Genomic DNA, 24,936 nt, shown 5'->3' on the forward strand with positions numbered 1-24,936 from the left:
ATTTTTCAAAAATCCAAAATTTTCTAATAATGGTAGCTTTTAGTGCAATCTTATTCAGGAATTTCACTTCAGCTAGTTGTCGGTAAAATTTAAAATTGCAGTCTTCCATTACCTATCTGGTAAGTCTATTGGAAAAGTGTGTATTTTGCAGTAATGTTGTAACGGGAAAAGATGCTCACATATTTTACAGAACCAGTACTGTTATAGGATTCATGGACAAATATCCTGTAGAAGAAGGACATGTGCTTATAATTCCCAGTAAACATTATGAAAACATCTTTGACATAGATAGTGAAGTGTACCTGGAGATTCAACAGGCCGCAAAAAAAATTGCGTCAGTTCTTAGAGATGTATTCGAAGCAGATGGAATTAACATAGGCCAGAACAATGGAGAGTGCGCAAGACAGATGGTAATGCACTATCACCTTCACATAATTCCAAGGCACTGTGGAAGGGAAATTGGCTGGAACAGGTTGCAACAGTCAGAGGAAGAGTTAGAAAATGATTGTAGAAGAATAGAAAAGAGATTAAATGAGATTAATAATATAGATTAACATAATAGGATGGGAGGAAATTAAAATGTACAGTTTGGATGAATTATACAATAAGGCATTACAGTTAAAGAATAAGGGAATGTCAGATAAGGAAATTTCCACAGAATTACATCTCTCGGTTAATACTGTCACATGGCTTCTGGCCAGAGACTTTACGAAGCAGAAGAACGTTCAGGACGTGAAGATAGGCTGGAGAAGTGTTGGCGTCTATGGGAACAGGATAGCAAATCTATCACAGATAATGCTGGATATAATTGAGGAGGAATCTGCAGATGGAGATTATGAGACCGACTCTATACTAGGAATCACGGTTAACGGGATACCCTACGCAACCATGATTTCCTATTTCCTTGACAAGGAACTGATTATATACAAGCCCCACCCCTCAAGAAAGGATGGCTATTTCAGCAGTAACTTCGCATCAGTCAAGGGTAAGAAAATAATTGTAATAGACGATGTATGCAGTACCGGCGAAACCCTGAGAAGAACAATCAAGGATATAAGGGAAGAAGGTGGAGAAGTAAAACTTGCCATAGTGATAGCATCTAAAATGCAGGAAGATGAAATCGATGGGGTAAGGCTGAGGTCTTTATTCAGGGCATCTTTAATCGGAAAAGAATGATTTAAATGTACTGGGGTCAATCATTAATTCATGAACTAAAAGGAAAGCAGAAGGTTTCTACCGGAATATCTCCATCGGGTCCAATTCATCTGGGAAATCTTAGAGAAATTCTAACAGGGGATATAATATACAAGAGTCTTCTGATGGATGGTAAGGAATCTGAATTCATATATCTGGCAGATGACATAGATCCATTGCGAAAGGTATATCCGTTTCTTCCCGAATCATATAAAGAGCATGTGGGCAAACCACTCAGGGATATACCGGCTCCCAGTGGAGATGGTACCTATTCAGAATTCTATCTTAACCCCTTTCTGAAAGCCCTGAAGTCGCTGGATGTTAAGCCTCAGGTAATAAAAACCGGAGAACTTTACAGAGACGGCAAGTTTGGAGAAATCATAGAGAAGGTCATAGAAAAGAAGGATGAAATAAGGAAAATACTGGAGACCATATCTGGAAGGGAACTGGAACCAGAATGGTTTCCATACAATCCAAAGTGTTCAGTTTGTGGAAGGATTAACTCAACCACTGTTACAGGTTATAGTGACACCAAAGTTTCGTATTCCTGCAAATGCGGAAGCAATGGTGAAAGTGATATATATCACGATGATGGCAAACTTCCATGGAGGATCGAATGGCCTGCAAAGTGGAAAATATTAAAGGTTACAATAGAACCATTCGGGAAAGATCACGGAACAGTAGGGGGATCATATGACACTGGAAAGGAAATTGTGGAAAAGATTTTTGAATATCCGGCACCATTGCCACTTATTTATGAAAGGATATTACTTAAGGGAAAGGGAGCAATGCATTCTTCCACAGGGGTAAACATACCAGCCCAGGAAATACTCAGTTTTGCACCTCCTGAGATTGTTAGGTATATCATGGCGAGGGTCCCGGCAACTAGGCATATAGAATTTGATCCGGCACTTGGCTTCCTCTCAACAATGGATGAATTCGAGCGTCTGATGAAAATGGAGCAGGAGAAAAACACAACTGAAGAACAGCACTGGATAGCAACTCTATCAAAGGCAGGTAGACCTTATGAAACAGTTCCTGATTACAGGCATCTGACCACACTGGTGCAAATATACAGCTCAGAGGAGAGAATAGGGGAAATACTCAGATCTGAGGGAAAGGATCAGGATCCAGATATACTTAAAGAAACAATTGACATGGCAAGAATCTGGGTACATAACTATGCTCCCGAAGCTTCTAAATTTTCCCTAAAGAATACAGATGATCCAGTAAGTATTAATGAGGATGAGAGAAAAATGTTATGTGATTTCAACAGTAAACTAGGCACACTGGATTCATGGGAGCCGGAAAAAATCCATGAATGTGCAAGGGAATCAATTGGTAATTCAGGTATGCAGCCGGCGGATGGATTCAAGGTGATTTACAGGGTACTTATAGGTAATGAAAGAGGACCGAGACTTGGATTCTTTCTGTCAGTAATTCCAAGAGAAAGGGTGCTGGCAAGATTTAAAACAATTTGTGGTGATTGATTTGAGTGGAAAAATTGTAATCAACTGTGCGTTACCCTATGCCAACAGTTCCATTCATATTGGTCATCTTGCAGGGGCATACCTGCCTGGGGACATATTTCATAGATTCATAAAGATGTCAGGGAGGGATAGCATCTTTATCTGTGGAACGGATGAATATGGAACACCCATAGCACTGAAGGCCGAAAAAGAGAAAAAAACACCAGAAGAGATAGTCAATAAGTATTATGCTGAATTTGTAGAAACGTTCAGCAACGTTGATATAAAATTTGATTACTTTGGGAGAACAACAAGCAAAACTCATGAAACGTTTGTACAGGATTTCTTTGAGGATCTTGAAAAAAAGGGTTATTTGGAAAGAAGAATGATGGAATCTGCATACTGTCCAAGGGAAAAGAGGTTTCTCCCTGACAGGTATGTCAATGGGAAATGCCCAAGGTGTGGATATGAATATGCCAGAGGGGATCAGTGTGATGAATGTGGGAGGACTAATGATCCAAGAGATCTCATAAATCCTACCTGTGCCATCTGTGGTGGACCGGCAGAATTCAGGGAGACAGCTCATATATTCTTCAAGATATCTGAGTTTTCAGATTTTCTCAAAGAGTGGCTGCAATCCAAGAATGAATGGCGGTCAAATGTAACATCTTTCCCATTAAATATCATAGAAAGTGGTCTTAGAGATAGGGCCATTACAAGGGATATGGAATGGGGTGTAAAGTTAAAGGAAAATGAAATGGAAGGTAAGAGGATTTATGTGTGGTTCGAGGCTCTACTGGGTTATCTTTCCAATGCTATGGAATACTCGGAACTTTCTGGAAACAGTGAGTTATGGAAAGAATATTATGATGACGGGGAAACTTATTACTTTCTGGGAAAGGACAACATATTCTTTCATACCATATTTCTTCCAGCAATGCATAAAGCCTCTGGAAAATACCCTCTTCCCTACAGAGTCACAGGAAATGAGTACCTTAGATTCAAGGGACAGAAATTTTCAAAATCAAGGGGTATAGGGTACACAGTAAATGATGTACTGCAAATGGTTGATAAGGATTCTCTCAGATATTACATATCATCAATCCTACCGGAAACATCCGACTCTGATTTTTCACTTGAGGAAATGAAGGAAAAGGTGAATTCAGAATTGAGTGGAAAGTATGGAAATCTTGTAAACAGGGTAGTAACCTTTGCCAAAAATAAAAACGTTCTTCCAATTAAGGGAGAGTCAGATCATTCAGACATAGAATTAATTGTACAAATGGACAAATTCAGGGAAAATTACAGTGAACTGATGGGAAGAATAGAATTCAGAAAGGCTCTCAACCTGTGGCTCGAGAATGTGAAAGTTGTAAACACCTACTTCAACGATTCAAAGCCGTGGGATCTGATAAAAACCGACAGGAAAATGACCGAATCAAAACTATGGCACACACTTAAGGCTGTGGAATATCTAACTCTTGCCATATACCCATTCGTCCCATCTGGGGCTGACAGGGCGTGGTTATCCATACACGGTACATCAATTGAGAACGCGTCAATGTCACATCTTGCTGAAACATGCGAATTCAAGCCATCGGAAAGTGCAATCATATTCAAGAAGCTTGAAATTGAGGAGGAACCTGAGAACCAGATGAATCTAATCGTAGGAAGGATTGTATTCGCTGAATTCCATCCGAATGCAGATTCACTGTTACATCTGAAGGTAAGCCTTGGTGATCATGAGATAGACCTCGTTGCAGGAATAAGAAATTATTATACGCTGGAGGAACTGAAAAATAAGAAAATAATAGTGGTCGAGAATCTGAAACATGCTAAAATTAGAGGTATAGAGTCTCAGGGGATGCTACTGGCAGCACAGGATTCAAAGGGTGCACATTTACTGACAACTGACGAAAATGAGGGAACTAAAGTAACAGTTGGAGACATTCAATGTAACACTGAAAAGAAAATCGATCTTGACATCCTGAAGACTTACGAAATGAGGGTTGACGAGATCAACGGAAAAATGGTACCAACAGCCATGATGGGAAGAAACAGGTTACACCTGATGGCAAACGGCAAGGATGTTAATATAGACGGAAATGTAGAACAAAAATCTATTATCAGATAAAAATATTATTTTATTGTTATTGGTATAACATTGTTGTCATATTCAAGTATAGCTATGTCAACAGGATCAATCATGATCTTTGGGACGTCAATAATAACCGGGGCCCCCATTGATATCTGCAGGGATCTGGCACCTATAATTCTTGCTTTCTCAAATTTTGTGTGCTTCATATAAACCAGTGTGCCATCAGGTAATTTAAATCCATATAATAGCTTTTGTCTTAAATAGGTATTGTTTCAAGTTTTCTGTTTTTAGCTGGTAGCTATGGTGGTAATAAAAACTATTAAGATATATTTCATTCAATTTCATGGAATTAATCCGTCCTGCAACGATTTCTGATTCTGAGAAAATTAAAGATATAGCCTCAAGGGCTGGTTATATAGACTACATAAGTGACAATATCGAACGAATGCTTAAGGACGGAGGAATGTATGTTTATGAGTATGGAGACGTAAAAGGTTTCGCTCAGGCTGGGTTCAGGAAAATCTGCTGGATAAGTGCTATAAGGGTAGACCCAGAATACCGGAGACACGGCGTAGCTGAAAAACTGATAAGGAAGATTGAAGAGGAGGGAAAGGAAAGAAAGTGCAGGGCCTATGGAGCACTGGTTGCAGAGGATAATATAGCCTCTAGATCAATGTTCAGGAAACTTGGTTATGTGGAAATTGAACAGTATATTTCATTTATGTGTGAGCCGCTCAGTCTAACAGAGATTCACGACTTTGATCTAAGGGAAAGGAATTATTTAATGGACTGGGAGATCTGGGATAAAAACGAAATGATAGAGAATTTTCCAGATCTAAAAGTTATGAATGATTCAAAGGGAAATGAATATGTCAAAAGTTCAGAGTCCTATCAAATGATAAAATTTGTATCAAAGCCGGATTACTCAGAAGGTGGAGCATTTCTTTCCATAAACAAGAGATTGTTGAATGATGGAATCATCAAGGAAATGAAAGACACCGATTCCTGGACATTTATATATTATGGAAAAGATATATGAGTTTTTATTTCTGTCTATCTGAACTATATTGATTATTATGCTGAAGAAATATAAAAAATAGGCCTTTGAGCGATCTTTGCAGAAATTGATAACGATCTTCTCTTTCCCTAAACCTAATTTATAGTCATATCTATTTATGGCGCCTTGCCCTAAACATTTTGAATTGATAAGGAAGCATAAAACTTATAACCATGTTATAACATACCATCTAATGGAAAATAATGAAAATGTAAATCCCACTGTATCTGGGGAAGACAAGAAACTTAAAAAAGAATTGAGTTTTGTGCAGTTACTCTTCCTTTCTGTTGGAGGGATTATAGGTTCTGGGTGGCTCTTTGGAGTAAATGCAGGAGCGGCAACTGCTGGTCCCGCAGTAACTCTTTCGTGGCTTATAGGAGGTGTGATGGTCATTTTTATCGCGCTGACTTATTCCGAGCTGGCTGCAATGATACCAAGGAGTGGTGGTATAGTTCGATATCCACACATGACACATGGTAGTTACACAGGTTACATTTTAGGATGGGCATATCTGCTTTCGGCTGTTACAGTTCCATCCATAGAAGCAGTAGCTGCAGTAACATATATCTCAGGGCTAAAGGGTCTGGGATTCATGTCCTATTCGGGAACGACCGTACTAGGTTCCTTTACATCGCTGACAGTATATGGTGTCATAATTGCAGTTTTGCTTATGATAGGTTTCTTCTTCCTAAACTATTTCGGGATAAAATTCCTAGGAAGGTGGAATGAATATTTTGTTTATTGGAAACTTGTCATACCAACAATAACATTTATCCTGCTGTTCTTTATGTTTCGTGCAAGCAATTTCACGGCGCTTGCTGGAGGGTTCAACGCAATTGGCACACCATTCATTTTCACTGCTATACCTGGAGCGGGTATAGTCTTCTCATATTTGGGATTCAGACAGGCACTGGATTATGGTGGTGAGGCAAAGAATCCTCAAAGAGATATACCAAGGGCATTGATACTTTCAGTAGTGATAGGAATAGTAGTTTATGAAATCCTTCAGTTAGTATACATTGGAGCAATAAGAGTATCAGTAGCTGATCTTACAACGTTCTCATGGTCAGGATTAACGGTTTCATCATATGCATCATCGCCCTTCTATCACGTATTTGAAACAGCTGGTATTGCAGGATTCGGGGCATGGGGCTCAGTATTGCTGGTAGATGCAGTCATATCACCATCTGGAACAGGATGGATCTACCTTGGAACATCCACAAGAACAATTTACGGACTGGCAACTGACAGGTATTTCCCTCCTAATGTCATGAAAGTCAATAAGAAGAGCGGAGTACCCATGATACCATTGATACTCTCTACAATTATAGGAATTATATTCATAGCTCCCTTCCCGTCATGGTATATTTTAGTAGGGTTCATATCAAGCGCAACAGTCTTCACCTACATAATGGGAGGCGTCAGCCTGAGAGTGCTGAGAAACACCGCAAAAAATGTGCAGAGACCATACAAACTACCTTATAGCAAGGTTCTTTCAATTATTGCCTTCGTTAGTGCAACTTTAATAGTATACTGGTCAGGATATATCACTTTATCAATATTGATGATGCTGATACTGGGAGGAATACCAATTTACCTGATTTACTATGGAACATATAAGCTTGGAATTTCATTAGGCAAGACAATAACAAGTGGAATCATATACTGGATAATAATTGGAATTTCTTTCTATCTGGTATATTATGATATAATAATACCCGCCGTATCGAACATTACTGCATCAACACCAATAGCTGCTCCAGACTCAGTTTTCTACTACTTCATCGCTGTATATGTAATGATAGTAATATCAACAATTGTTCTGACTTTCCTTATCCATCACTGGGCTAAGGATGAAAACAAGAAGGAAATAAAATCAGGCTGGTGGTTAATTTATTTCGTGCTTTTCATCTTTGGGTTCTCCTATCTAGGTGCGTTTGGACCCTATGTTTCGCCTATTGCGGTAGCAGGTCAGTCATTCCCATACGTTCCCCTGCTTTTGTTCCCATACGACACATTCATAGTAATAGTAGTGGCCATAGCGTTCTTCTTCCTCGCTGTAAGATCTGGATATTCTGAAGACGATGTGCAGTCAATACTCGCAGACCAGGGAGTTCCTCTCAGTACACTGGAAGATTGAAGGGAACAATTTTTAACCAACAAATTACCATTTTTTTACATTTTTCAAAATCGTTATATACTCCGTTACTATACACAGAATTACGCACAAGCCTGAAAATAAAACCAATATAGGCGTATATGGTGAAAGAGAAATATCTCAACGTGATCCATTGATTCATAATTGGTTAAAGATGAAGTTGTGAATTGCTATCACAACCGAGATGAGATAATGGTGCAAATTGTGGCTCGCCAATTTCCAAATTTAATAATAATTGTACGGCAATTGGATTAACTCCGGTTGATCCTGCCGGCGGCTACTGCTATCAGGTTTCGACTAAGCCATGCGAGTCAAGGGGTCGTAAGACACCGGCGTACTGCTCAGTAACACGCGGACAATCTACCCCCAGGTGGGGGATAACCTCGGGAAACTGAGGCTAATACCCCATAGTTGTCATGTGCTGGAATGCTTTGACGATGAAAGAATTTCGCCTGAGGATGAGTCTGCGGCCTATCAGGTAGTATGTGGTGTAAAGGACCACATAGCCTAAGACGGGTACGGGCCTTGAAAGAGGGAGCCCGGAGATGGACTCTGAGACACTAGTCCAGGCCCTACGGGGCGCAGCAGGCGCGAAAACTGTGCAATGCGCGCAAGCGCGACACGGGAAGCCTGAGTGCCTTAACTATGTTAAGGCTTTTCTTGATCCTAAAAAGCTCAAGGAATAAGAGCTGGGTAAGACGGGTGCCAGCCGCCGCGGTAACACCCGCGGCTCGAGTGGTAGTCACTTTTATTGAGCCTAAAGCGTTTGTAGCCGGATTTGTAAATCTCTAGGAAAATACTTCTGCTTAACTGAAGAAATTTTGGAGAGACTGCAAATCTAGGGACCGGGTGAGGTTGAATGTACTTCTGGGGTAGGGGTAAAATCCTGTAATCCTGGAAGGACGACCGGTGGCGAAGGCGTTCAACTAGAACGGATCCGACGGTGAGGAACGAAGGCTAGGGGAGCAAACCGGATTAGATACCCGGGTAGTCCTAGCTGTAAACACTGCCCACTTGGTGTTGCATCTCCGGTAAGGGGGTGCAGTGCCGTAGCGAAGGTGTTAAGTGGGCCGCTTGGGGAGTATGGTCGCAAGGCTGAAACTTAAAGGAATTGGCGGGGGAGCACCGCAACGGGAGGAGCGTGCGGTTTAATTGGATTCAACGCCGGAAAACTCACCGGAGGCGACCTGTGTATGAGAGTCAACCTGATGAATTTACTCGATAGCAGGAGAGGTGGTGCATGGCCGTCGTCAGCTCGTACCGTAGGGCGTTCACTTAAGTGTGATAACGAGCGAGACCCCCATCTTCAATTGCTAAGCTAACCGTGAGGTTGGTAGAACTTTGAAGGGACCGCCAGTGCAGAACTGGAGGAAGGAGGGGTCGACGGCAGGTCAGTACGCCCCGAATCTTCCGGGCAACACGCGCGCTACAAAGGACAGGACAATGGGCTGCGACCTCGAAAGGGGAAGCCAATCCCGAAACCTGTTCGTAGTTAGGATTGAGGGCTGTAACTCGCCCTCATGAATCTGGATTCCGTAGTAATCGCGGGTCAACATCCCGCGGTGAATATGCCCCTGCTCCTTGCACACACCGCCTGTCAAACCATCCGAGCTGGTGTTGGATGAGGGTTAGTTCGAAAGGGTTGATTCGAATCTGATGTCAGTGAGGAGGGTTAAGTCATAACAAGGTATCCGTAGGGGAACCTGCGGATGGATCACCTCCTAAATATATACCTTGGCGGGCCACAAGCACACTCATTTCAGGTTTTTGCGTTTTTTATCAACAAACTTTTTTAATAAGTATTCGTTAACTAAACAACAGGGTAATTTATGTCAGTTGAAGAAGATCTCGTGGAAGTACAGAAGAAAATCGAGAGACGATTTTCTGGGATAGGGAAAGGCAAGTATGCCAGAATCATAAAGATGGCAAAAAAGCCTGGATCTCAGGAATATGTCAAGGTACTGGCTATTACCGGTGCAGGTATTATCTTTTTAGGGGCTCTTGGCTTTTTAATTTACTATCTGATGACTATAGCTTTTTGAGGGTTAAGAATGAGCATACAGGAATATGAATGGATCGAGTGTGAGAGTAAGGAAATTAATTCTTATTGTGGACAGAAGGTAAATATACCTGTCACCATAAGGAATATTGAGAAGGAAAAAAGGACTTTTAAAATAGAATTATCAATGGAATTCATACAAGCTGATTCGTCCATCATTTGGGAAATGGACTTTACAAATAATGATAGAGGAATTCTTCAGTTCAGTCCTGATGGAGATAAGAAATTCGAGAAGAAGCTTGAGCTTGAGGGACATGCGGTAAGAGAAATGATGTTTACCATTGATTCACCTAAGGGGGGAAGTATAGGTGACAGCGTTACGGTACGCATAAGGATAGCATCTGAAGATGGAATCCACTCTGCAAATTTCACAGACAGTATCATCCTCAAACCAGTAATAATTGCCGTAAAAACAAATGTTGGCAAGGAACTTGAGGTTGCCACAAATCTTCTAAATTCCGATGAAAAGGATCTAGAGGAGAGAACTGTTCTTAATCCCACGGCAAAGAGGGAAATAATGGCAATAATGTCTCCATACGAGTTGAGGGGATACTTTTATTTGGAAACCATGCACCCTGATAGAATACCATATCTTGGAAGGTCAATGAGGAATTTCAAGGGTGTTGTTGAAGGAGCAATAAATATAGAGGAGATACAGGAACAACTCACTCCAAAGCCTGCGGTTGCAGGTCTTGAACTGGGATCATTCGTTGAACTTGTAAAGGGGCCATTTAAGGGAGAAAAGGCCAGAATCATGAATATCGACCATGAAAAAGAAGAAGTGACGGTTCAGTTTATAGAGTCTGCTATGCTAATTCCCGTAAAGGTCAAGGCAGAGGATATTAGGGTAATTGAAAGTGGAAAGAAGCAATGAGCTATAAACGGGAATCAAGAGAGAGAAACGAAGCAAGGATAAGAAATATTGAGGAAACGCTAAAACATCCAAAAACCTTAGTTCCCGACTGTCTTGATAAAGTCATGTTCTGCCCTTTCACCGCATATGAAAAAAAACTTAACGGAGAGGTTGATCTCCTAAAATTTGCAAAATCTCATGACGAATTTCTCAGGGGGCTGGCTGAAACAAAGAGGGCAATTGATGATGATGAGTTATCATTCTCTGGGCTGCTTAAAACACCCCATGGGACTGCCACGTTTTTCAAGAAGGGAGACACTGACCAGTATGTACTCGCTGGCATCCAGAACGAAAAGCATGACGTCTTCAGAATGCTGAGTTTTTCACGTATAGTATCATCAGGGAAGGCAGTAATATATTCAGCAGGATCATACTACCGGGCAACCTGCAGGAGCACACCACCAGAATCAAAGTTTATTGAGAACATTTTAAAAGAAGAAAATATCTCATATTCCATAGAAGAAAGTACAGGTCTCTTGGAGGTTGGAACAGGGGATGATTATACTGAATTATACATCTTTGGTTCACCAATTTTGCTGGCTGGTTCAATGTCAAAAATAAATACTCCTACAAGGATATTCAAATACATACTCTGCAAGGACCCAACGCAGCTAATTTCATTCAAAATCTCAAAACTTTCAAGATTTTCAGACAAATCAGAGAGCAGCATTTTTGCGAGCTATATATCTGGAGGAATGACAGATTCAGACTTCTTTCAACAGATTGTATCAAGAAGGAGAAACCTTGCAAAATCATCTGGGCTATTCCTTATCGGGACAGAGGCTTTTCCAGACATCAATGCATTTCTATCAAAAATAGACATTTCCGAAAGAGAAAAAAAGATCATATCTGAACTATGGCCATCAGGGGAGGGCATATACATTGATGATGCTAGCACCAGAAAACTATACGAAACTGTCTGGCCAGAAATTGGGGAACAGATAGTTGAACAACTCTATCCTGGAGCCACAGAGAAGCACAAGGAGGTAATGAAAGGAAATCCAGTCGAAATCCTTGACAGACTTAACAGGGCTGTAAAGCTAGAAGAGACAGAAGAAAGAATGAAGTTGAAGTCATGGTCGACACCTTCATCACAGCTGGCAGATCTTATAGCAATAGGCATCACAGAGCAACCAGAATCACTAACAGATTACATATCAAAAATGTCAATGAAGGAGACTGATAGTCAGGCTGTTGCGTATTGCATACAGGAAATTTACAAGCTTAACAGGAGCCAGTCATGGAAGATATCTAGTGATGCAGTAGTAAAAGGAAGGATGATAATGGAATATGTAATGAGAATTATAAAAGACCCATGGAATAACCCTAATGAAACATTTCAGGAGATATCAAAAATAATAAGGTGAATCATGGCACGTCACGTCCTGTCAAAGAAAGATATGAAGATTTTTTTTGAAAAGTTGAGGGAAAATAATCTTTGGGCTGATTTTTTTTCCAATTCTAACATAGAAGTTGAAGAGCATAAGGGAAAGAAATGCTATTCAATTGGTGGAAGGTTCATTGCCTACGAAGAGGACAGACTCCTCCCATCAATTGATCTTCTGAATGCAATAAAACCTGAAATTTCGTCTGTGACAGTGGATAATGGTGCAGTGCCACACATTCTGAATGGAGCTAAGTTATTTGGTAAGGGAATAACCCAGATAGGTGAAAGCATTAGACCGGGAAGCCTTGTCTACGTAAAGGACCCAACAGGCAGGTTTATTGCAGTGGGCATAGCAACAAAATCAACAGAGGAGCTAAAGGTATCAAGAGAAGGCCCAGCCGCCGAAATAATCATGTCACCAGCCAAAAACCCATGCACCCAGTGAAACGGGGTTAGAAAGGTATTTATTGAAACAATCCTTACTAGATTATGGCAGAATTATTGAAAGTTGGTTCAAAAATACCGGAATTCGAAACATTAGATCAGCATGGAAAAAGCATTGGAACAAAAGAAATTATGGGAAAGCCTGCAGTTATATATTTCTATCCAAAGGACGATACGCCCGGATGTACAGTGGAAGCATGTGAATTCAGGGATAACATTTCACAGTTCAGGGAAAAGGGAGTCAATGTATTTGGAATATCAGTGGATGATCAGAAATCTCACAAGAAGTTCGAGGAAAAATTCAACCTGAATTTTCCGTTGCTTGTGGACAGCAGTAAGAAAATAAGCGAACAGTTTGGCGTACTTGGTGAAAGGTCTGCAAAAAGAGTAACGTTCATAGTGGACAGCAAAGGAACGGTAGTTTATGTCTATCCCAAAGTATCACCAAAGGGTCACACTGAAGAGGTAATGAATAAATTAAAAGAATTAAAATTAGTAAATTAAGGATCAGGCAAGTACAAATTTATAGCCGTAATAGATTATTCCACTTTTTCCATCTTCAGCTATTTTCCTGAAAACTTTTCTAACCCTTTTCCCTTCCTTTATCTCTGCATTTCCCAAATCTACAAGCTGACCTGTGACCATAGGACCCTCATCCAGTTTGATCAACGCCAGAACATATGGTTTTTGTCGTGAGAATGCAGGTGGTGCTTCGTGTACTATAGTAAACGAAAATATCTCACCATCACCTGAAAGCTCGTGATCAACCATTTTCCCGATAGAATCTCTGTGACACACAGGGCAAATGTCCCTTGAGGGAAAATATATCCTACCACAATTTCCACACTTCTTTCCAAGTAATCTATATCTGTTTGGGCTCTCTCTCCACATTCTTGACAATTCTCCCATTTATTCCACCCCCAGTATATGAACAACAGATGCAACTCCTGAACCTGCCATGTTATGTATCATAGCAGTTTTTGAATCTTTGACCTGCCTTTTGTTTGCTTTACCCTTTAATTGCAAATATGCCTCAACTGCCTGGCCAACACCAGTTGCACCATAGGGAAATCCTTTAGCTTTTAAACCTCCAGATGGATTAACCGGCAATCTGTCATTAAGAGCTATACCCTCTTCGATCAGACCTTTTGCCTTCCCTTTTTCAGCAAAGCCCAGATCTTCAAGAGCCATCAACCCGTAAATATTATACGAATCATGGATTTCAACAAAAGACATATCGGAGTTCTTCAGGTTTGCATCCTTAAGTGCCTTTCTTGCCGCCAGCTTGGTAGGTTCAACTGTGTAGAGGCATTCCCTGCTGTGGAGTGCAAATGGACCCTGAGACATAGCAGATGACAAAATCTTAACACCATCTATGGAATGTTTTTTGACATATTCTTCAGAAGCAAGTATAATACTTGATGCACCATCACTTAGAGGTGCGCAGTCCATTAGATTGAGAGGTTCAGCAATCAGCGTAGCATTCAGAGCCTGCTGAATCGTTATCTTATTCCTGAAATGTGCATTCTCATTAAGACTTGCATTTAGATGGTCGTTTACTGACAGTTTTGCAAGAACTTCCTTAGAAACGTTAAAATCCTTCAGGTACTTTCTAGCAGAAAGGGCGGCTAGAGCAGCAGGAGTTCCACCTTCAAATGCTTCCCATTCCCTGTCAAGAATGGAGGAGGTTATGTCAATATTCTCGTTTCCATATAGTTCTGTCATTTTTTCCGCTCCTCCTACCATTACAGTTTCATACTCCCCTGATCTGATTGCCAGATATCCTTCTCTTATGGCTGCACCTCCGGATGCAGTCGAAGCTTCGATTCTCATCGATGGGATGTATTCCGAAGATACCCCTGCCTGATCTGACATCAGTGCGCTTAAATGTTCCTGTCTGCTTATATCTCCTCCAAGGCTATTACTCATATAAATGGCCCCAAGATCTCTTGTTCTAATCCCTGCATCTTCAACAGCCTTTAGCCCCGCTTCCACTGCAATATCTCTCAGTGATCGATCCCACAATTCTCCGTATTTTGCTTCTCCAGCTCCTATTATGTAAACACCCTTACTCAACGTCTTCACCCAGTATTAATTTCTTCTTAAATTTGGCATACATTCCATAATCAAGGAATATTGTATCCTCTAGCAACTCCCTTACAGTTACTGCACTACTTTTATGCAGATTCTCTATTTCCGAATTCACTTCGATGTGAAACGCATCAGAACCTGCCCCTGAACCAAATGATACAGCAAGTATTCTATCGCCATCCTTGGCAACATCAAGTATGGCTGAAAGTCCAACCATCATGGCTCCAGAATATGTGTTTCCAATGTAAGGAGTGAGCAAACCCTCCTTATACTGTTTTTCCTCAAATCCCAGCAATTTCGCCGCCCTGGTAGGGAATTTACCGTTTGGCTGATGAAATACTGCATAATCGTAGTCTTCAGGTTTGGTTTTCATTCTCGCCATCATCTCCTTTCCTGCAGATACAACATGTTTGAAATAGGCCGGTTCACCTGTAAACCTCTCTCCATGAGTTGGATATGGCTGCCCTTCTCTCCTCCAGAAATCTGGTGTGTCTGAAGTAACAGAAAGGGTTGATTTAATCTCTGCGGCAACGCTCTCATTCCCTATGATCATGGCTGTTCCCCCAGCTGATGCTGAATATTCTAATACATCACCAGGTGCTCCCTGAGAGGTATCCGAACCAATAGCCATTCCCATTTTTATCATTCCTGATTGCACCATTGCAAGGACATTTTGCATCCCTGCAGTGCCTGCTTTGCAGGCGAATTCATAATCTGCTGCAAACATGTCAAAATTTGCTCCTATTGCTGAAGACACAATTGTTGCAGTTGGTTTTACTGCATAGGGATGGCTTTCTGATCCTATATACATAGCTTCTATCTGTTCTCCCCTGAGACCTCCTCGTTTTAATGCCGTCCTTGCAGCCTCAACAGATATTGTTGCTACATCTTCATCTGGAGACGGAACAGATTTACTTAGAATGTAAATACCATTCTTTATATTCTCCGGATCTTCACCCCAGATCCTTGCTATTTCATCAGGTTTGATCCTGTATTTTGGGATATAACTCCCATAACTTACTATTCCGTATTTTCCCATATTTAGGGTTAAAATTTCAAAGATATTTAAAAATTGTTAAATATGGCTTCGACAGATGACTAATATAAACTTCATAAGTTAGAAAAAATGAAGATAAAGTCAGTAAACATGAAATCCGACAAGGACACATAATGCAATAAGAATTAGTGAATAATATCAATAAAAAATAAATAGATATAATATCTATCTCAATGGGAACAAAATGGATGAACTATCAGTAAACGCAAAAAAGGTTTACGATGCACTGAAAAAAATAAACGCAGTATCAGAAGATAAACTGAAGACTGCTGATGACATAATGAAAGCCTCAAATCTTGGTAAGGCTCTTGTTAATGCTGCTCTTCAAGAATTGCTAAACAAATCCTATGTTAAGAGGATTGCAAGACAAAAAAGTGCAGGTTATTACGTAACAAAGTAAATTATCTTACACATAAATTTAAGTATATTCTTATACATGCAGATAAGGGGCAATGACCACTCTAATTCTGAATATAGACAGGGATAATGATTACGGAGAAAAGTCCGGTGTGAAGGGACCGGTAGTAGGTTATTCCCAGTGCTATAATGCAGCGGTAAAGCTTATAACCGCTGACCCAGAAGATTCTGATGCAAACGCTCTTTTTGGCGCTCTTAAGCATTATGAAGACCTGCAGTCAAGAGGGGAAGATGTTGAAATATCTCTTGTTACAGGTGATGATGATGTGGGAGAAAAATCAGACGAGATTATTTCAAAGCAGCTTGATGATGTATTCTCCGAGGGAAAATATTCAGATTGTATTCTAATATCAGATGGTGCAGAGGATGATTATGTAATTCCACTAATTCTCTCTAGGACAAAAATTAGATATGTTAAGCACATAATTGTAAGGCACAATCAGAATATAGAATCACTTTACTATTATATTGTTAAGGCAATGAAAGACAAGAAATTACTTAAGAAAATCTTCATTCCCGTCGGTCTGATCCTTCTTGTATATGGTATAGCTGTTCTTTCGTTTGTGGCGTTCTTCGACCTTACTGGAAGATTGACAACAAGTCCTTCCCTGTACGCTTACACGCTTGTTATAGTAGTTCTTGGAGGTTATTTCACAGAGCGTGGCTTTGATATTAGAACAAGAATTGACAAGGTTTTAAACGAGGTTAAGGCATATTCAGAGGAAGCCAGGGTAATGTTCATATCAACAATAGTTTCCATTGGAATATTCCTTGTTGGTATAGCGTCCACATATTCCATACTCTATGATCTTAAGATGCTCCCTCTTGACAGAATACTTTATTTTCTTCAGATATTTGGGTTATGGGTCTACGTTTCGATCGTGACAAGAGCATTATTCAAGATAGCAGATATCTACATCGGCGGATCTCCAAGATCTGATACCCTTTTTTACGCTGTTTCATTTTCTCTATCGGCAGAACTTCTGATTCTTGGGATACTTGGATACCTGAGATATTCACTGAAATATGTTGGGTTTAATCAGGCGCTAGAGTCTTTAATCATAATTATGGTCGGAATAGTTGTTGCATTGGTAACAGCAGCAGTACACAGAAAAAGGACAGCCTTTCTTGGATCAGGAAGTTACACAAGTAAAGATCAGACATGATACAGTGGGAAGACCTATACGAAAGAATCTGCAGGGAGCTTGTAATAGACTGCAAATCAGATTATACTTCTACAAAAGTTCTGAGTGCAATGGCAATTCATCAGGTAACATTCATTAAAAGAATTAATTCGTTCAGAAATGGTAATTTTATCATATACGGACCAGCAGGGAAAATAATAGAAAGAAAAGAAAAAGGTGTGGTATCTGTTGTCGCGGATTCTGCCATAGACCGGTTCAAAAATTTTGTACCTGATATAATTGTAACAGATCTAGATGGAAACCTCGAAAGGATCATGAGTTGCTGGAAAGATGGAACAGTACTTTGCATACATGCCCACGGAGACAACATAAAGAGAATAATGGAGTTCGTCCCAGCGCTTGAAGGAGATTTTCTGGGCACATGCCAGTCTAGCAAAACAGAAAACCTGTTAAATCTACATGGGTTTACAGATGGTGATAGAGCAGTTAAACTGGCACAGTTTCTTGAAGCTCAGACCATTAGACTGGACGGCTTCGATTTCAGGACTCCAGTCAGCAAATATGGAAGCAGAGATAAGGCAAAAAAACTGAGATTCGCCGAGATGATAATACTTGATTCAGCCAGTGAAAGAAATGGAAAAGAATTTAACTTCATTCCTGAGGTTTTCTGATAATCTCTCCATTTTGAAAAATAACTGGAAATGGAACCAGATCTCTTTGAAGGCATAGCTCGACATCTTTCTTTCCACCTATCATGCTAAGTCTTTTTGTACCCTGTCCCTTCCTGGTCTGTTCTATGTAATAATCAAACTGATCTTTTCCAGTTTCCATATATGTTTTAACAAACATTCCAAAGTAATAATCCTCATCTGCATAGCCATCTGGTCTCCCTGAAAGAACAGCCTCGATAACACTGAAATTCTTAAGGAAGGGTAGTGTTGCAAAGACATTGGCATAGGAGCAGATAAAAATCACTTCAGAATCCTTTATTTTATTCAGAACCTTTGTTCCATTTGTTGATGTAAAAATGATTGTTTTTCCATCCAGATCTGTATTCATAACCTCATAGGGGGAGTTACTCATCTGGAAGCCGGGAACCTTGAACCCGTACCTTTCACCGGCAATAATGTAATCAGGATATTCATTTTTCATTTTCTTTGCGACAGATACTGAACTTACTGGAATTATCTTACTCGCGCCTTTCTTAAGCATCAGCGGCATGGTCGTTGTTGATCTGTATATATCTATGAGAATTTTTGGGTTTTTAGAAAATTGATTTTCCTTCCTCCCGTTTACAATATTTACTTCCACACATGGTAAAAGTAAAAAAGTATTAAAATGAAACACATATACCCTTTGATTATCATGGCACAAGAAGTAAGAACAATGGTTGAAGGAGGCAAAGCATCCACAGGACCACCTCTTGGTCCAGCTCTAGGCCCTCTGGGACTTAACCTGGGACAGGTCGTGAAGGAAATCAATGAGAAGACCAAAGATTTCGCAGGAATGCAGGTTCCAATAATCTTAACTGTTACAGACGCAGCAAAGAAAACATACGAGATCAAGGTAGGAGTTCCACCCACATCTGCTCTGCTGAAGAAGGAACTAGGAATTCAGGTCGCTTCAGGTAAAAGAAAGGAAGTAACAGCAGGTGATGCTACATTGGAACAAATCAAGAAGGTCGCTCTGGCAAAGAAAGATTCTATGATGGCAAACGATCTTAAAGGAGCAGTGCTCGAGGTTCTGGGAACTGCTTTTTCATCAGGAATAAAAGTGGATGGAAAGGATGCAAGAGATGTCCAGAAATTGATTATTAGCGGAGAAATAAAGATAGAATAAGGGAAAATATTTAATTCCACATTTCAATAGGGGATAAAGAAGCTATAGTAGAACAATCCCGTTTTACTGCGGCAAAGCCTCAGGAGGGAAATATGTCAATAGAAGAAAAAGTGAAACAAGCATTAAAAGAGTCAAAGGAGAGGAAATTTACAGAATCTCTTGATCTTTCAGTTAACCTGAAAGGGGTTGATTTAAGCAATCCTAAAAACAGAATTAACGATGAGATCTCACTTCCCAAGGGAAGGGGAAAGGAGATCAAGGTTGCCTTATTTGGAAGTGAAGAGATGAGGGGAAAAGTGAAGGATACAGCCGATTACGTTTTTGGCGCAGAGGATCTATCCAAATTCGCCGAAGACAAGAAAGGGTTCAAGAAAATAGTAAACCAGGCGGATTTCTTCCTTGCGGAGGCTAATCTTATGACTACAATTGGACGATCACTTGGTCAGGTTCTTGGTCCAAGAGGTAAAATCCCAAGAGCTGTGCCCCCAAGTCAGGATCCTTCCAGTCTCATAGTCTCACTCAAAAAAACAGTGAGAGTAAGGAGCAGGGATAAGAGAACATTCCACGTACCCGTTGGAATGAAGACAATGCCAGAGAAGGATATAGCTGATAATGTGAGAGAAGTCATAAAACGAATCACAGCCCATCTTGAAAAAGGTTATGGGAACATCGACAGCATATATATAAAAACAACAATGGGTAAGGCTGTTAAGATAGATGAAGGTGATTTGTGATGACAGTTACACCCCAATGGAAAGTTGATTTGGTTGATCATATTGCATCCACAATCTCGGAAAGTCCAGTGACTGCATTTGTAAGTATCAAAGGTATAAGAAATAAACAGTTGCAGGGGATTAGAAGAGCACTGAAGGGAGAGGCAACCATAAGAGTGGTAAGAGGAACACTTCTGGAAAAAGCCCTGGAAAAGGCAGGAAAGAAAAATATAGAAAAACTAAAGGAATTTGTGGGCGGTCAGATAGCACTTGTAACAACATTAGATTCACCTGCAAAGTTATACTCAAAACTGGAAAAGAACCGGCAAAAATCAGCTGCAAGGGGCGGAGAAATTGCAGAAGAGGATATAGTTGTGCCAGCTAAGGATACAAATTTCCCACCTGGCCCAATGATCAGTGAGTTTCAGAAAGTTGGGCTGCAGGCAGCTATCGAAAAGGGAAAGATAGTAATAAAGAAGGAAATGCTATTTGTCAAGAAAGGGGACAAAATATCAAAAGAAAAGGCAAAGATCCTTGAAAAACTTGAAATTCTGCCCCTGGATGTAGGTCTCGATGTAGTTTCTGCATATGAAGATGGCATCATATTTGACAGAGAAGCCATGTCTCTGACACCAGAAAAGGTAATGGCTGATATTGCATCTGCATTCTCGCAGGGTAAGGTACTTGCAACTGACATAACATTCATTGTGAAGGAAATAATGCCAGAATTAATAGTGAAGGCAAGAATTCAGGCAGAGTCACTCGCAATGGAAGCCAATTTCGTAGACGAGAACAACATGGCATCTTTCATTCTGAAGGCTGTATCGCAGGCTTCAGCATTACAGAATGAACTCGAGGGAGAACCCGAGGAAACAAAGGAAGCGACAAAGGAAGAAAAGCCCAAGGAAGAGGATGGGGCTGCAGGGTTTGGAGCCCTGTTCGGATAAAGGAGGTAAAAAGAATGGAATATATATACGGAGCCCTGTTGCTTCATGCAGCAGGAAAAGAAGTAGATGAGGAAAAACTGAAAAAGGTGCTTGAGGACGCTGGTGTAACACCAGATGAGGCAAGACTGAAATCTTTAGTATCAAGTCTTAAGGACGTGAATATTGAGGATGTAATAAAGCACGCAGCAGCTGCACCTGTAGCCGCTGCTCCATCACAGGCACCTGCAAAGAAAGAGGAAAAGAAGGAAGAGAAGAAAGAGGAAAAGCCTGAAGCAAACGAAGAAGATGCAATGGCTGGCCTGAGTTCATTATTCGGATGAACAGATGAACTGGAAAGAGTTTATTTCAGGAATTATTCTTTATTTTCTTCCCATAGCAATTTTCGTAGTGTCTATATTTGTAATACCTAATGCACTGTGGGTTGCAATATCGATAATCTGGATATTCACTTCACTTTTCTATAAACTTCTAACCCTTCCAGATTCTCAGGAACGAAGGGAAAGGAACAACTCTTTTTAATTATTTTATCAATAGGAAAAAATCCGAGAACATTTGTATAACACTTTTAGATGTACATATAGAAATACAAACTACTGTTTTGTTCATCATACATAAACAGGTATTCTCAATAAATCGTCTCATCTGTAAATTTAAAAAATTTTGATATGAACTTATTTCCAGACTTTATCAAATATAAAACCAGACTTAAGCCTTAACTAATTTATGTTTATTTAATTTAGATTGAGTCGGCAATAAAAAGTAAATGATTTTTTTAAAAATTGGTTAATACGTCATATCTGGATTAGGAGGTAGTTGTTTCTTCTTTAACACTAATCCAACTATTAGTACTATAAATCCAACGAACCCTAAAACACCACCGAGTAAAACAGGAAGAAGTGATACAAGTAGTGAATCAATGGATTTTTTAATCATTGTAACCTTCGCCTGATAAGTTCCAAATGTAACAATAACATATGTTCCGGGAGTTATACTGGTATATTCAATTGTTGTTACACCAGACGTAGTGGTGGTAGAACCATTAACCTCATATTTGTCAACATTGCTTGAAGTGACTACACTCGCATCACTGCTGGGAATTAGAGCCGTTTTGCTGTTATTTGAAGTAAGCACAAGCAACTGACCAGATGAAACATTAATGCTGGAACTCTCCCACTTGGAAGTTCCTTTTTCGGTAAACGTTGGAGAAGTGGCAATTCCTGAAATTCCAAGGTCTCCTCCTGCATAGAAAAGAGCCACTCCTACGATAAGTAGAATGAGCCCAATAATAACTATATTTTTACGCATTGAAATCCTACATACCATAGAAAAAGAGTTAATTAAAATTTCCGAACATTGATGTATAATTTTCATTCTCTTAGATAAATAATTGAACTTTAATCCACATATATGAAACAATTCTAACTCAAATAGATAGATCTATACCCATTCACTTGTGCATTAATTGGATTATTTTAGTATGTTGGATCTTATACCATTACAAAATCTTAGATATAAACTTAAAACAAGGAGAAGAGTAATTCATGAATAGAAGTGTAATTGGATAGAGAATATAACTGACAGTTTAATCATTTAGTAGGGTGTAACTCACAGAAAGAGAAGATAATATTCATGATAACACTACATAATAGTGAATAATAAAGTTTTGATAACAGGGTTTGAGCCATTTCTTGAATTCACAGATAATCCGTCTAAAATATTAGCGGAGTATTTTGATGGAAGAATCGAAGACAATATTGAATATCACGGAAAGGTATTGCCCGTAGATTATTCTTTAATAGAATCTAGACTCGTTGAGGCAATTGATAAGATCAATCCCGTTCTGATAATTGGCACCGGATTGGCAGCTGGTAGATCTAAAATGTCAATTGAAAAAATAGGAATGAATTATAAACATTCTACAAATCCTGACAACAGCGGAAAAACAGTAAATGGTGAAAAGATAGATCAAAGCTTTCCCGATGGTATGTTCTCCATGCTGCATGTGGAATCTCTGGTTGACGAACTGAACTTTATGGGAATCCCGGCAGAAATTAGTTTTTCAGCAGGAGCTTATCTGTGTAACAATGCACTGTTCATAATACTTAGAGAATGCAGAAAGAGAAACATAAAAGGCGGTTTCATTCATCTTCCAGTAAACACAGAGTATGCAGCTAAATTAATGAGAAAAAATTACCCCAGTCTGCCTGTGAATTTAATGATTGAAGGGTTAAGGCATGCTGTACAAAGTGAAATTCTTAAAATATAAACCTAAGTGGATATAAGGTATCAGATAAAATTTATCAATTATTCTTAAATCAAAAATTGTATTTCAGGCGTAAATTTTGAACATTTCATTATTGTGGCAGAATAAGGTGATATAATAGTAGAGTTAATTTAATTTCCTCAATTGTATGTGGGTATTATGAAGATAGTGGAGTGTGTTCCAAATTTTAGTGAAGGCAGAGATAGAGAAAAAGTAGAAGCAATCACAAGGGAAATTGCCTCCGTTGGAAATGTTAAAATTCTTGATATGGAAATGGATGCAAGTCATAACAGAAGCGTTGTTACATTTACCTGCGAACCTCAGTATGCAGTGGAAGCTGCTTTCAGGGGAATCAGAAAAGCATCTGAATTAATAGATATGGACAGTCATCAGGGAGAGCATCCCCGTTTTGGGTCGGCTGATGTTATTCCATTCATCCCTGTGTCGGAGGTTTCACTCAAGGAATGTGTAGACCTTGCAAATCAGTTAGGAAAGAGAGTTGGAGAAGAGTTGAAAATCCCGGTATTCCTGTACTCGGATGCTGCTTTAGCGGAAAATAGAAAGAATCTTGAGAATATAAGGCACAAGAATTTTCAGTATGAGCAATTGAAGACAGAGATTGGAAAGGGAGATTATATACCGGATTTCGGTCCTCTTGAATTAAGCAAGGCTGGAGCATCTATTATTGGAGCAAGAGATTTTCTGGTAGCATACAATGTTAATTTAAGATCTCAGGACATGGAAATTGGAAAGAAAATAGCAAAGGCTCTGAGGGCTAAAGATGGCGGACTTAGTTTCGTAAAGGCTCTGGCATTTTATCTTGAAGACAAGAAATGTGTCCAGATATCTATGAACCTAACAAATTACAAGAAAACTCCCGTATACAGAGCATATGAAATGGTGAGACTTGAAGCATCAAGGTATGGTATAGAGATAATGGAGTCAGAAGTTATCGGTCTAATCCCTCTGGATGCAATTATAGAATCCTCAAGATTCTACATGAGAATGAATAGCTTCAAGTCAAATCAGATATTTGAAAAGAAGGTGTGGGAATGATTGATCTAAATAATTTTATGAGAGAACTTGAATCCTCATCCCCTGCACCAGGTGGTGGATCTGCAGCTGCACTTGTAGGAGCAGTATCTGCCTCTCTCGGTTTGATGGTTTCTCGTTTAACTGAAGGGAAGAAAGGTTACGAAGACCAGCAGGAAGAAATTCGCCGAATAACAAATGAAATGATTGAAGTAAAAGAGCTACTAATGGCAGGAATAGAGGAGGATACGGCATCATTTAATGGGATTGGTGCAGCAAGGAAACTCCCTAAATCTAACGATGAGGAAAAAAGGATCAGAAAGGAAGCAATGGACAGGGCAATGAGAGATGCAATTAGGAGCCCATGGAAGATAGCAATGAACTGCCAGAGAGCAATGAGGCTTAACAGCAGGTTACTGAAAATAGGAAACAGGAACGCATCATCAGACGCCGCAGCAGGTCTCATCATGGCCAAAGCCGCCGCTGACTCTGCACTGCTAAATGTTAGAATAAATCTGAAATACATGAATAATAACTCCTACAGTGAAGAACAGCTACTCAAAATCAAGTTATTCTCTGAAGACTGTGAAACCATTCTCAGGGATTCTCTAAGCCTATTCAACAGGTTGATGGATCCTGAAGGTGAGGCGTAG

At 39.8% G+C, this 24,936-nt stretch carries 28 protein-coding genes and 1 rRNA gene; 23 read left to right on the top strand and 6 right to left on the bottom strand.

What is annotated here, in order from left to right:
* Nucleotides 1–128: 128 nt before the first annotated feature.
* The 4 genes from CSP5_RS00980 to metG are packed head-to-tail and all read left to right on the top strand — an operon-like array spanning nt 129 to nt 4,797.
* Nucleotides 129–554, top strand: a complete 426-nt coding sequence (locus CSP5_RS00980) for an HIT domain-containing protein (RefSeq protein ID WP_021789312.1) — start codon at nt 129–131, stop codon at nt 552–554.
* A 25-nt stretch (nt 555–579) separates the two neighbouring features.
* Nucleotides 580–1,176, top strand: a complete 597-nt coding sequence (locus CSP5_RS00985; RefSeq protein WP_021789311.1) for an orotate phosphoribosyltransferase-like protein — start codon at nt 580–582, stop codon at nt 1,174–1,176.
* 5 nt (nt 1,177–1,181) lie between these two features.
* Nucleotides 1,182–2,684, top strand: coding sequence for a lysine--tRNA ligase (lysS, locus tag CSP5_RS00990; RefSeq protein WP_021789310.1), 1,503 nt, complete (start codon nt 1,182–1,184; stop codon nt 2,682–2,684).
* 1 nt (nt 2,685) lies between these two features.
* The gene (metG, locus tag CSP5_RS00995) at nt 2,686–4,797 is read left to right on the top strand and encodes a methionine--tRNA ligase (RefSeq protein WP_021789309.1); all 2,112 of its coding nucleotides are present in this window, start codon (nt 2,686–2,688) and stop codon (nt 4,795–4,797) included.
* A gap of 5 nt (nt 4,798–4,802) precedes the next feature.
* Here the strand turns inward: metG and CSP5_RS01000 are convergent, their stop codons facing one another.
* Nucleotides 4,803–4,967, bottom strand: a complete 165-nt coding sequence (locus tag CSP5_RS01000; RefSeq protein WP_021789308.1) for a DNA-directed RNA polymerase subunit K — start codon at nt 4,965–4,967, stop codon at nt 4,803–4,805.
* A gap of 137 nt (nt 4,968–5,104) precedes the next feature.
* On the opposite strand from CSP5_RS01000, the gene CSP5_RS01005 reads away from it, so the two are divergent.
* The 8 genes from CSP5_RS01005 to CSP5_RS01040 all read left to right on the top strand — a co-directional run bounded on the left by CSP5_RS01005 (nt 5,105) and on the right by CSP5_RS01040 (nt 13,283).
* On the top strand, nt 5,105–5,800 hold the full coding sequence (locus CSP5_RS01005; RefSeq protein WP_148689475.1) for a GNAT family N-acetyltransferase: 696 nt from the start codon (nt 5,105–5,107) through the stop codon (nt 5,798–5,800).
* A 211-nt stretch (nt 5,801–6,011) separates the two neighbouring features.
* The gene (locus CSP5_RS01010) at nt 6,012–7,958 is read left to right on the top strand and encodes an APC family permease (RefSeq protein WP_172399369.1); all 1,947 of its coding nucleotides are present in this window, start codon (nt 6,012–6,014) and stop codon (nt 7,956–7,958) included.
* A gap of 272 nt (nt 7,959–8,230) precedes the next feature.
* Nucleotides 8,231–9,699, top strand: a 16S ribosomal RNA gene (locus CSP5_RS01015).
* Nucleotides 9,700–9,805: 106 nt separating this feature from the next.
* On the top strand, nt 9,806–10,018 hold the full coding sequence (locus CSP5_RS01020) for a protein translocase SEC61 complex subunit gamma (protein ID WP_021789305.1): 213 nt from the start codon (nt 9,806–9,808) through the stop codon (nt 10,016–10,018).
* 9 nt (nt 10,019–10,027) lie between these two features.
* Nucleotides 10,028–10,909 carry a transcription elongation factor Spt5 gene (locus tag CSP5_RS01025; protein WP_021789304.1) on the top strand — a complete coding sequence of 294 codons (882 nt, stop codon included), beginning with the start codon at nt 10,028–10,030 and terminating at the stop codon, nt 10,907–10,909.
* Nucleotides 10,906–12,315, top strand: a complete 1,410-nt coding sequence (locus CSP5_RS01030; protein ID WP_148689477.1) for a hypothetical protein — start codon at nt 10,906–10,908, stop codon at nt 12,313–12,315. Before CSP5_RS01025 ends, CSP5_RS01030 begins: the two co-directional genes overlap by 4 nt.
* Nucleotides 12,316–12,318: 3 nt before the next feature.
* A complete protein-coding gene (locus CSP5_RS01035) occupies nt 12,319–12,780 on the top strand; it encodes a DUF1947 domain-containing protein (RefSeq protein ID WP_148689478.1) in 462 nt (153 codons plus the stop codon).
* Nucleotides 12,781–12,824: 44 nt separating this feature from the next.
* The gene (locus CSP5_RS01040) at nt 12,825–13,283 is read left to right on the top strand and encodes a peroxiredoxin (protein ID WP_148689479.1); all 459 of its coding nucleotides are present in this window, start codon (nt 12,825–12,827) and stop codon (nt 13,281–13,283) included.
* Nucleotides 13,284–13,286: 3 nt separating this feature from the next.
* Here the strand turns inward: CSP5_RS01040 and CSP5_RS01045 are convergent, their stop codons facing one another.
* The 3 genes from CSP5_RS01045 to CSP5_RS01055 are packed head-to-tail and all read right to left on the bottom strand — an operon-like array spanning nt 13,287 to nt 15,909.
* A complete protein-coding gene (locus CSP5_RS01045) occupies nt 13,287–13,688 on the bottom strand; it encodes a Zn-ribbon domain-containing OB-fold protein (RefSeq protein ID WP_148689480.1) in 402 nt (133 codons plus the stop codon).
* Nucleotides 13,689–14,864: a thiolase domain-containing protein gene (locus CSP5_RS01050; protein ID WP_241869825.1), complete on the bottom strand. Its 1,176-nt coding sequence runs from the start codon at nt 14,862–14,864 to the stop codon at nt 13,689–13,691.
* Nucleotides 14,848–15,909 carry a hydroxymethylglutaryl-CoA synthase gene (locus CSP5_RS01055; RefSeq protein WP_148689482.1) on the bottom strand — a complete coding sequence of 354 codons (1,062 nt, stop codon included), beginning with the start codon at nt 15,907–15,909 and terminating at the stop codon, nt 14,848–14,850. Before CSP5_RS01055 ends, CSP5_RS01050 begins: the two co-directional genes overlap by 17 nt.
* A 202-nt stretch (nt 15,910–16,111) precedes the next feature.
* Between CSP5_RS01055 and CSP5_RS01060 the strand changes: the two genes are divergently transcribed.
* The 3 genes from CSP5_RS01060 to CSP5_RS01070 are packed head-to-tail and all read left to right on the top strand — an operon-like array spanning nt 16,112 to nt 18,160.
* On the top strand, nt 16,112–16,327 hold the full coding sequence (locus CSP5_RS01060; RefSeq protein ID WP_021789297.1) for a hypothetical protein: 216 nt from the start codon (nt 16,112–16,114) through the stop codon (nt 16,325–16,327).
* 52 nt (nt 16,328–16,379) lie between these two features.
* The gene (locus tag CSP5_RS01065; RefSeq protein ID WP_077075840.1) at nt 16,380–17,510 is read left to right on the top strand and encodes a DUF373 family protein; all 1,131 of its coding nucleotides are present in this window, start codon (nt 16,380–16,382) and stop codon (nt 17,508–17,510) included.
* Entirely contained in the window at nt 17,507–18,160 is a 654-nt protein-coding gene (locus CSP5_RS01070) for a 6-hydroxymethylpterin diphosphokinase MptE-like protein (protein ID WP_148689483.1), read from the top strand. Before CSP5_RS01065 ends, CSP5_RS01070 begins: the two co-directional genes overlap by 4 nt.
* Here CSP5_RS01070 and CSP5_RS01075 read toward each other — a convergent pair.
* Entirely contained in the window at nt 18,141–18,800 is a 660-nt protein-coding gene (locus tag CSP5_RS01075; protein WP_172399370.1) for a 2-phosphosulfolactate phosphatase, read from the bottom strand. The genes CSP5_RS01070 and CSP5_RS01075 overlap by 20 nt on opposite strands.
* Before the next feature lie 54 nt (nt 18,801–18,854).
* On the opposite strand from CSP5_RS01075, the gene CSP5_RS01080 reads away from it, so the two are divergent.
* The 5 genes from CSP5_RS01080 to CSP5_RS01100 all read left to right on the top strand — a co-directional run bounded on the left by CSP5_RS01080 (nt 18,855) and on the right by CSP5_RS01100 (nt 21,507).
* Nucleotides 18,855–19,328: a 50S ribosomal protein L11 gene (locus tag CSP5_RS01080; protein WP_021789293.1), complete on the top strand. Its 474-nt coding sequence runs from the start codon at nt 18,855–18,857 to the stop codon at nt 19,326–19,328.
* A gap of 92 nt (nt 19,329–19,420) precedes the next feature.
* Nucleotides 19,421–20,062 carry a 50S ribosomal protein L1 gene (locus CSP5_RS01085; RefSeq protein ID WP_021789292.1) on the top strand — a complete coding sequence of 214 codons (642 nt, stop codon included), beginning with the start codon at nt 19,421–19,423 and terminating at the stop codon, nt 20,060–20,062.
* Nucleotides 20,062–20,988, top strand: a complete 927-nt coding sequence (locus CSP5_RS01090) for a 50S ribosomal protein L10 (RefSeq protein WP_021789291.1) — start codon at nt 20,062–20,064, stop codon at nt 20,986–20,988. Before CSP5_RS01085 ends, CSP5_RS01090 begins: the two co-directional genes overlap by 1 nt.
* A 14-nt stretch (nt 20,989–21,002) precedes the next feature.
* Nucleotides 21,003–21,308, top strand: coding sequence for a 50S ribosomal protein P1 (gene rpl12p, locus CSP5_RS01095; protein WP_021789290.1), 306 nt, complete (start codon nt 21,003–21,005; stop codon nt 21,306–21,308).
* A 4-nt stretch (nt 21,309–21,312) separates the two neighbouring features.
* Nucleotides 21,313–21,507, top strand: coding sequence for a hypothetical protein (locus tag CSP5_RS01100; RefSeq protein WP_077075842.1), 195 nt, complete (start codon nt 21,313–21,315; stop codon nt 21,505–21,507).
* A 264-nt stretch (nt 21,508–21,771) separates the two neighbouring features.
* Here CSP5_RS01100 and CSP5_RS01105 read toward each other — a convergent pair whose 3' ends face one another.
* Nucleotides 21,772–22,293 (bottom strand): hypothetical protein, encoded by a 522-nt coding sequence (locus CSP5_RS01105; protein WP_077075843.1) that lies wholly within the window; start codon nt 22,291–22,293, stop codon nt 21,772–21,774.
* A 343-nt stretch (nt 22,294–22,636) separates the two neighbouring features.
* Between CSP5_RS01105 and CSP5_RS01110 the strand changes: the two genes are divergently transcribed.
* The 3 genes from CSP5_RS01110 (at nt 22,637) to CSP5_RS01120 (ending at nt 24,936) form a co-directional block, all read left to right on the top strand.
* Nucleotides 22,637–23,254 (top strand): pyroglutamyl-peptidase I family protein, encoded by a 618-nt coding sequence (locus CSP5_RS01110; protein WP_148689485.1) that lies wholly within the window; start codon nt 22,637–22,639, stop codon nt 23,252–23,254.
* Nucleotides 23,255–23,410: 156 nt separating this feature from the next.
* Nucleotides 23,411–24,307 carry a glutamate formimidoyltransferase gene (gene ftcD / locus CSP5_RS01115; protein WP_021789287.1) on the top strand — a complete coding sequence of 299 codons (897 nt, stop codon included), beginning with the start codon at nt 23,411–23,413 and terminating at the stop codon, nt 24,305–24,307.
* Nucleotides 24,304–24,936 carry a cyclodeaminase/cyclohydrolase family protein gene (locus tag CSP5_RS01120; RefSeq protein ID WP_021789286.1) on the top strand — a complete coding sequence of 211 codons (633 nt, stop codon included), beginning with the start codon at nt 24,304–24,306 and terminating at the stop codon, nt 24,934–24,936. Before ftcD ends, CSP5_RS01120 begins: the two co-directional genes overlap by 4 nt.

The sequence above is a fragment of the Cuniculiplasma divulgatum genome (assembly GCF_900083515.1).
GTDB classification, from domain to species: domain Archaea; phylum Thermoplasmatota; class Thermoplasmata; order Thermoplasmatales; family Thermoplasmataceae; genus Cuniculiplasma; species Cuniculiplasma divulgatum.

Excerpts from the sequence above, each read along its gene's own strand:
- CSP5_RS00985 (WP_021789311.1), top strand. The coding sequence starts at position 580 with ATGTACAGTTTGGATGAATTATACAATAAGGCATTACAGTTAAAGAAT.
- lysS (WP_021789310.1), top strand. The coding sequence starts at position 1,182 with ATGTACTGGGGTCAATCATTAATTCATGAACTAAAAGGAAAGCAGAAG.
- CSP5_RS01000 (WP_021789308.1), bottom strand. The coding sequence starts at position 4,967 with ATGAAGCACACAAAATTTGAGAAAGCAAGAATTATAGGTGCCAGATCC.
- CSP5_RS01005 (WP_148689475.1), top strand. The coding sequence starts at position 5,105 with ATGGAATTAATCCGTCCTGCAACGATTTCTGATTCTGAGAAAATTAAA.
- CSP5_RS01010 (WP_172399369.1), top strand. The coding sequence starts at position 6,012 with ATGGAAAATAATGAAAATGTAAATCCCACTGTATCTGGGGAAGACAAG.
- CSP5_RS01020 (WP_021789305.1), top strand. The coding sequence starts at position 9,806 with ATGTCAGTTGAAGAAGATCTCGTGGAAGTACAGAAGAAAATCGAGAGA.
- CSP5_RS01025 (WP_021789304.1), top strand. The coding sequence starts at position 10,028 with ATGAGCATACAGGAATATGAATGGATCGAGTGTGAGAGTAAGGAAATT.
- CSP5_RS01030 (WP_148689477.1), top strand. The coding sequence starts at position 10,906 with ATGAGCTATAAACGGGAATCAAGAGAGAGAAACGAAGCAAGGATAAGA.
- CSP5_RS01035 (WP_148689478.1), top strand. The coding sequence starts at position 12,319 with ATGGCACGTCACGTCCTGTCAAAGAAAGATATGAAGATTTTTTTTGAA.
- CSP5_RS01040 (WP_148689479.1), top strand. The coding sequence starts at position 12,825 with ATGGCAGAATTATTGAAAGTTGGTTCAAAAATACCGGAATTCGAAACA.
- CSP5_RS01045 (WP_148689480.1), bottom strand. The coding sequence starts at position 13,688 with ATGGGAGAATTGTCAAGAATGTGGAGAGAGAGCCCAAACAGATATAGA.
- CSP5_RS01055 (WP_148689482.1), bottom strand. The coding sequence starts at position 15,909 with ATGGGAAAATACGGAATAGTAAGTTATGGGAGTTATATCCCAAAATAC.
- CSP5_RS01060 (WP_021789297.1), top strand. The coding sequence starts at position 16,112 with ATGGATGAACTATCAGTAAACGCAAAAAAGGTTTACGATGCACTGAAA.
- CSP5_RS01065 (WP_077075840.1), top strand. The coding sequence starts at position 16,380 with ATGACCACTCTAATTCTGAATATAGACAGGGATAATGATTACGGAGAA.
- CSP5_RS01070 (WP_148689483.1), top strand. The coding sequence starts at position 17,507 with ATGATACAGTGGGAAGACCTATACGAAAGAATCTGCAGGGAGCTTGTA.
- CSP5_RS01080 (WP_021789293.1), top strand. The coding sequence starts at position 18,855 with ATGGCACAAGAAGTAAGAACAATGGTTGAAGGAGGCAAAGCATCCACA.
- CSP5_RS01085 (WP_021789292.1), top strand. The coding sequence starts at position 19,421 with ATGTCAATAGAAGAAAAAGTGAAACAAGCATTAAAAGAGTCAAAGGAG.
- CSP5_RS01090 (WP_021789291.1), top strand. The coding sequence starts at position 20,062 with ATGACAGTTACACCCCAATGGAAAGTTGATTTGGTTGATCATATTGCA.
- rpl12p (WP_021789290.1), top strand. The coding sequence starts at position 21,003 with ATGGAATATATATACGGAGCCCTGTTGCTTCATGCAGCAGGAAAAGAA.
- CSP5_RS01100 (WP_077075842.1), top strand. The coding sequence starts at position 21,313 with ATGAACTGGAAAGAGTTTATTTCAGGAATTATTCTTTATTTTCTTCCC.
- CSP5_RS01105 (WP_077075843.1), bottom strand. The coding sequence starts at position 22,293 with ATGCGTAAAAATATAGTTATTATTGGGCTCATTCTACTTATCGTAGGA.
- ftcD (WP_021789287.1), top strand. The coding sequence starts at position 23,411 with ATGAAGATAGTGGAGTGTGTTCCAAATTTTAGTGAAGGCAGAGATAGA.
- CSP5_RS01120 (WP_021789286.1), top strand. The coding sequence starts at position 24,304 with ATGATTGATCTAAATAATTTTATGAGAGAACTTGAATCCTCATCCCCT.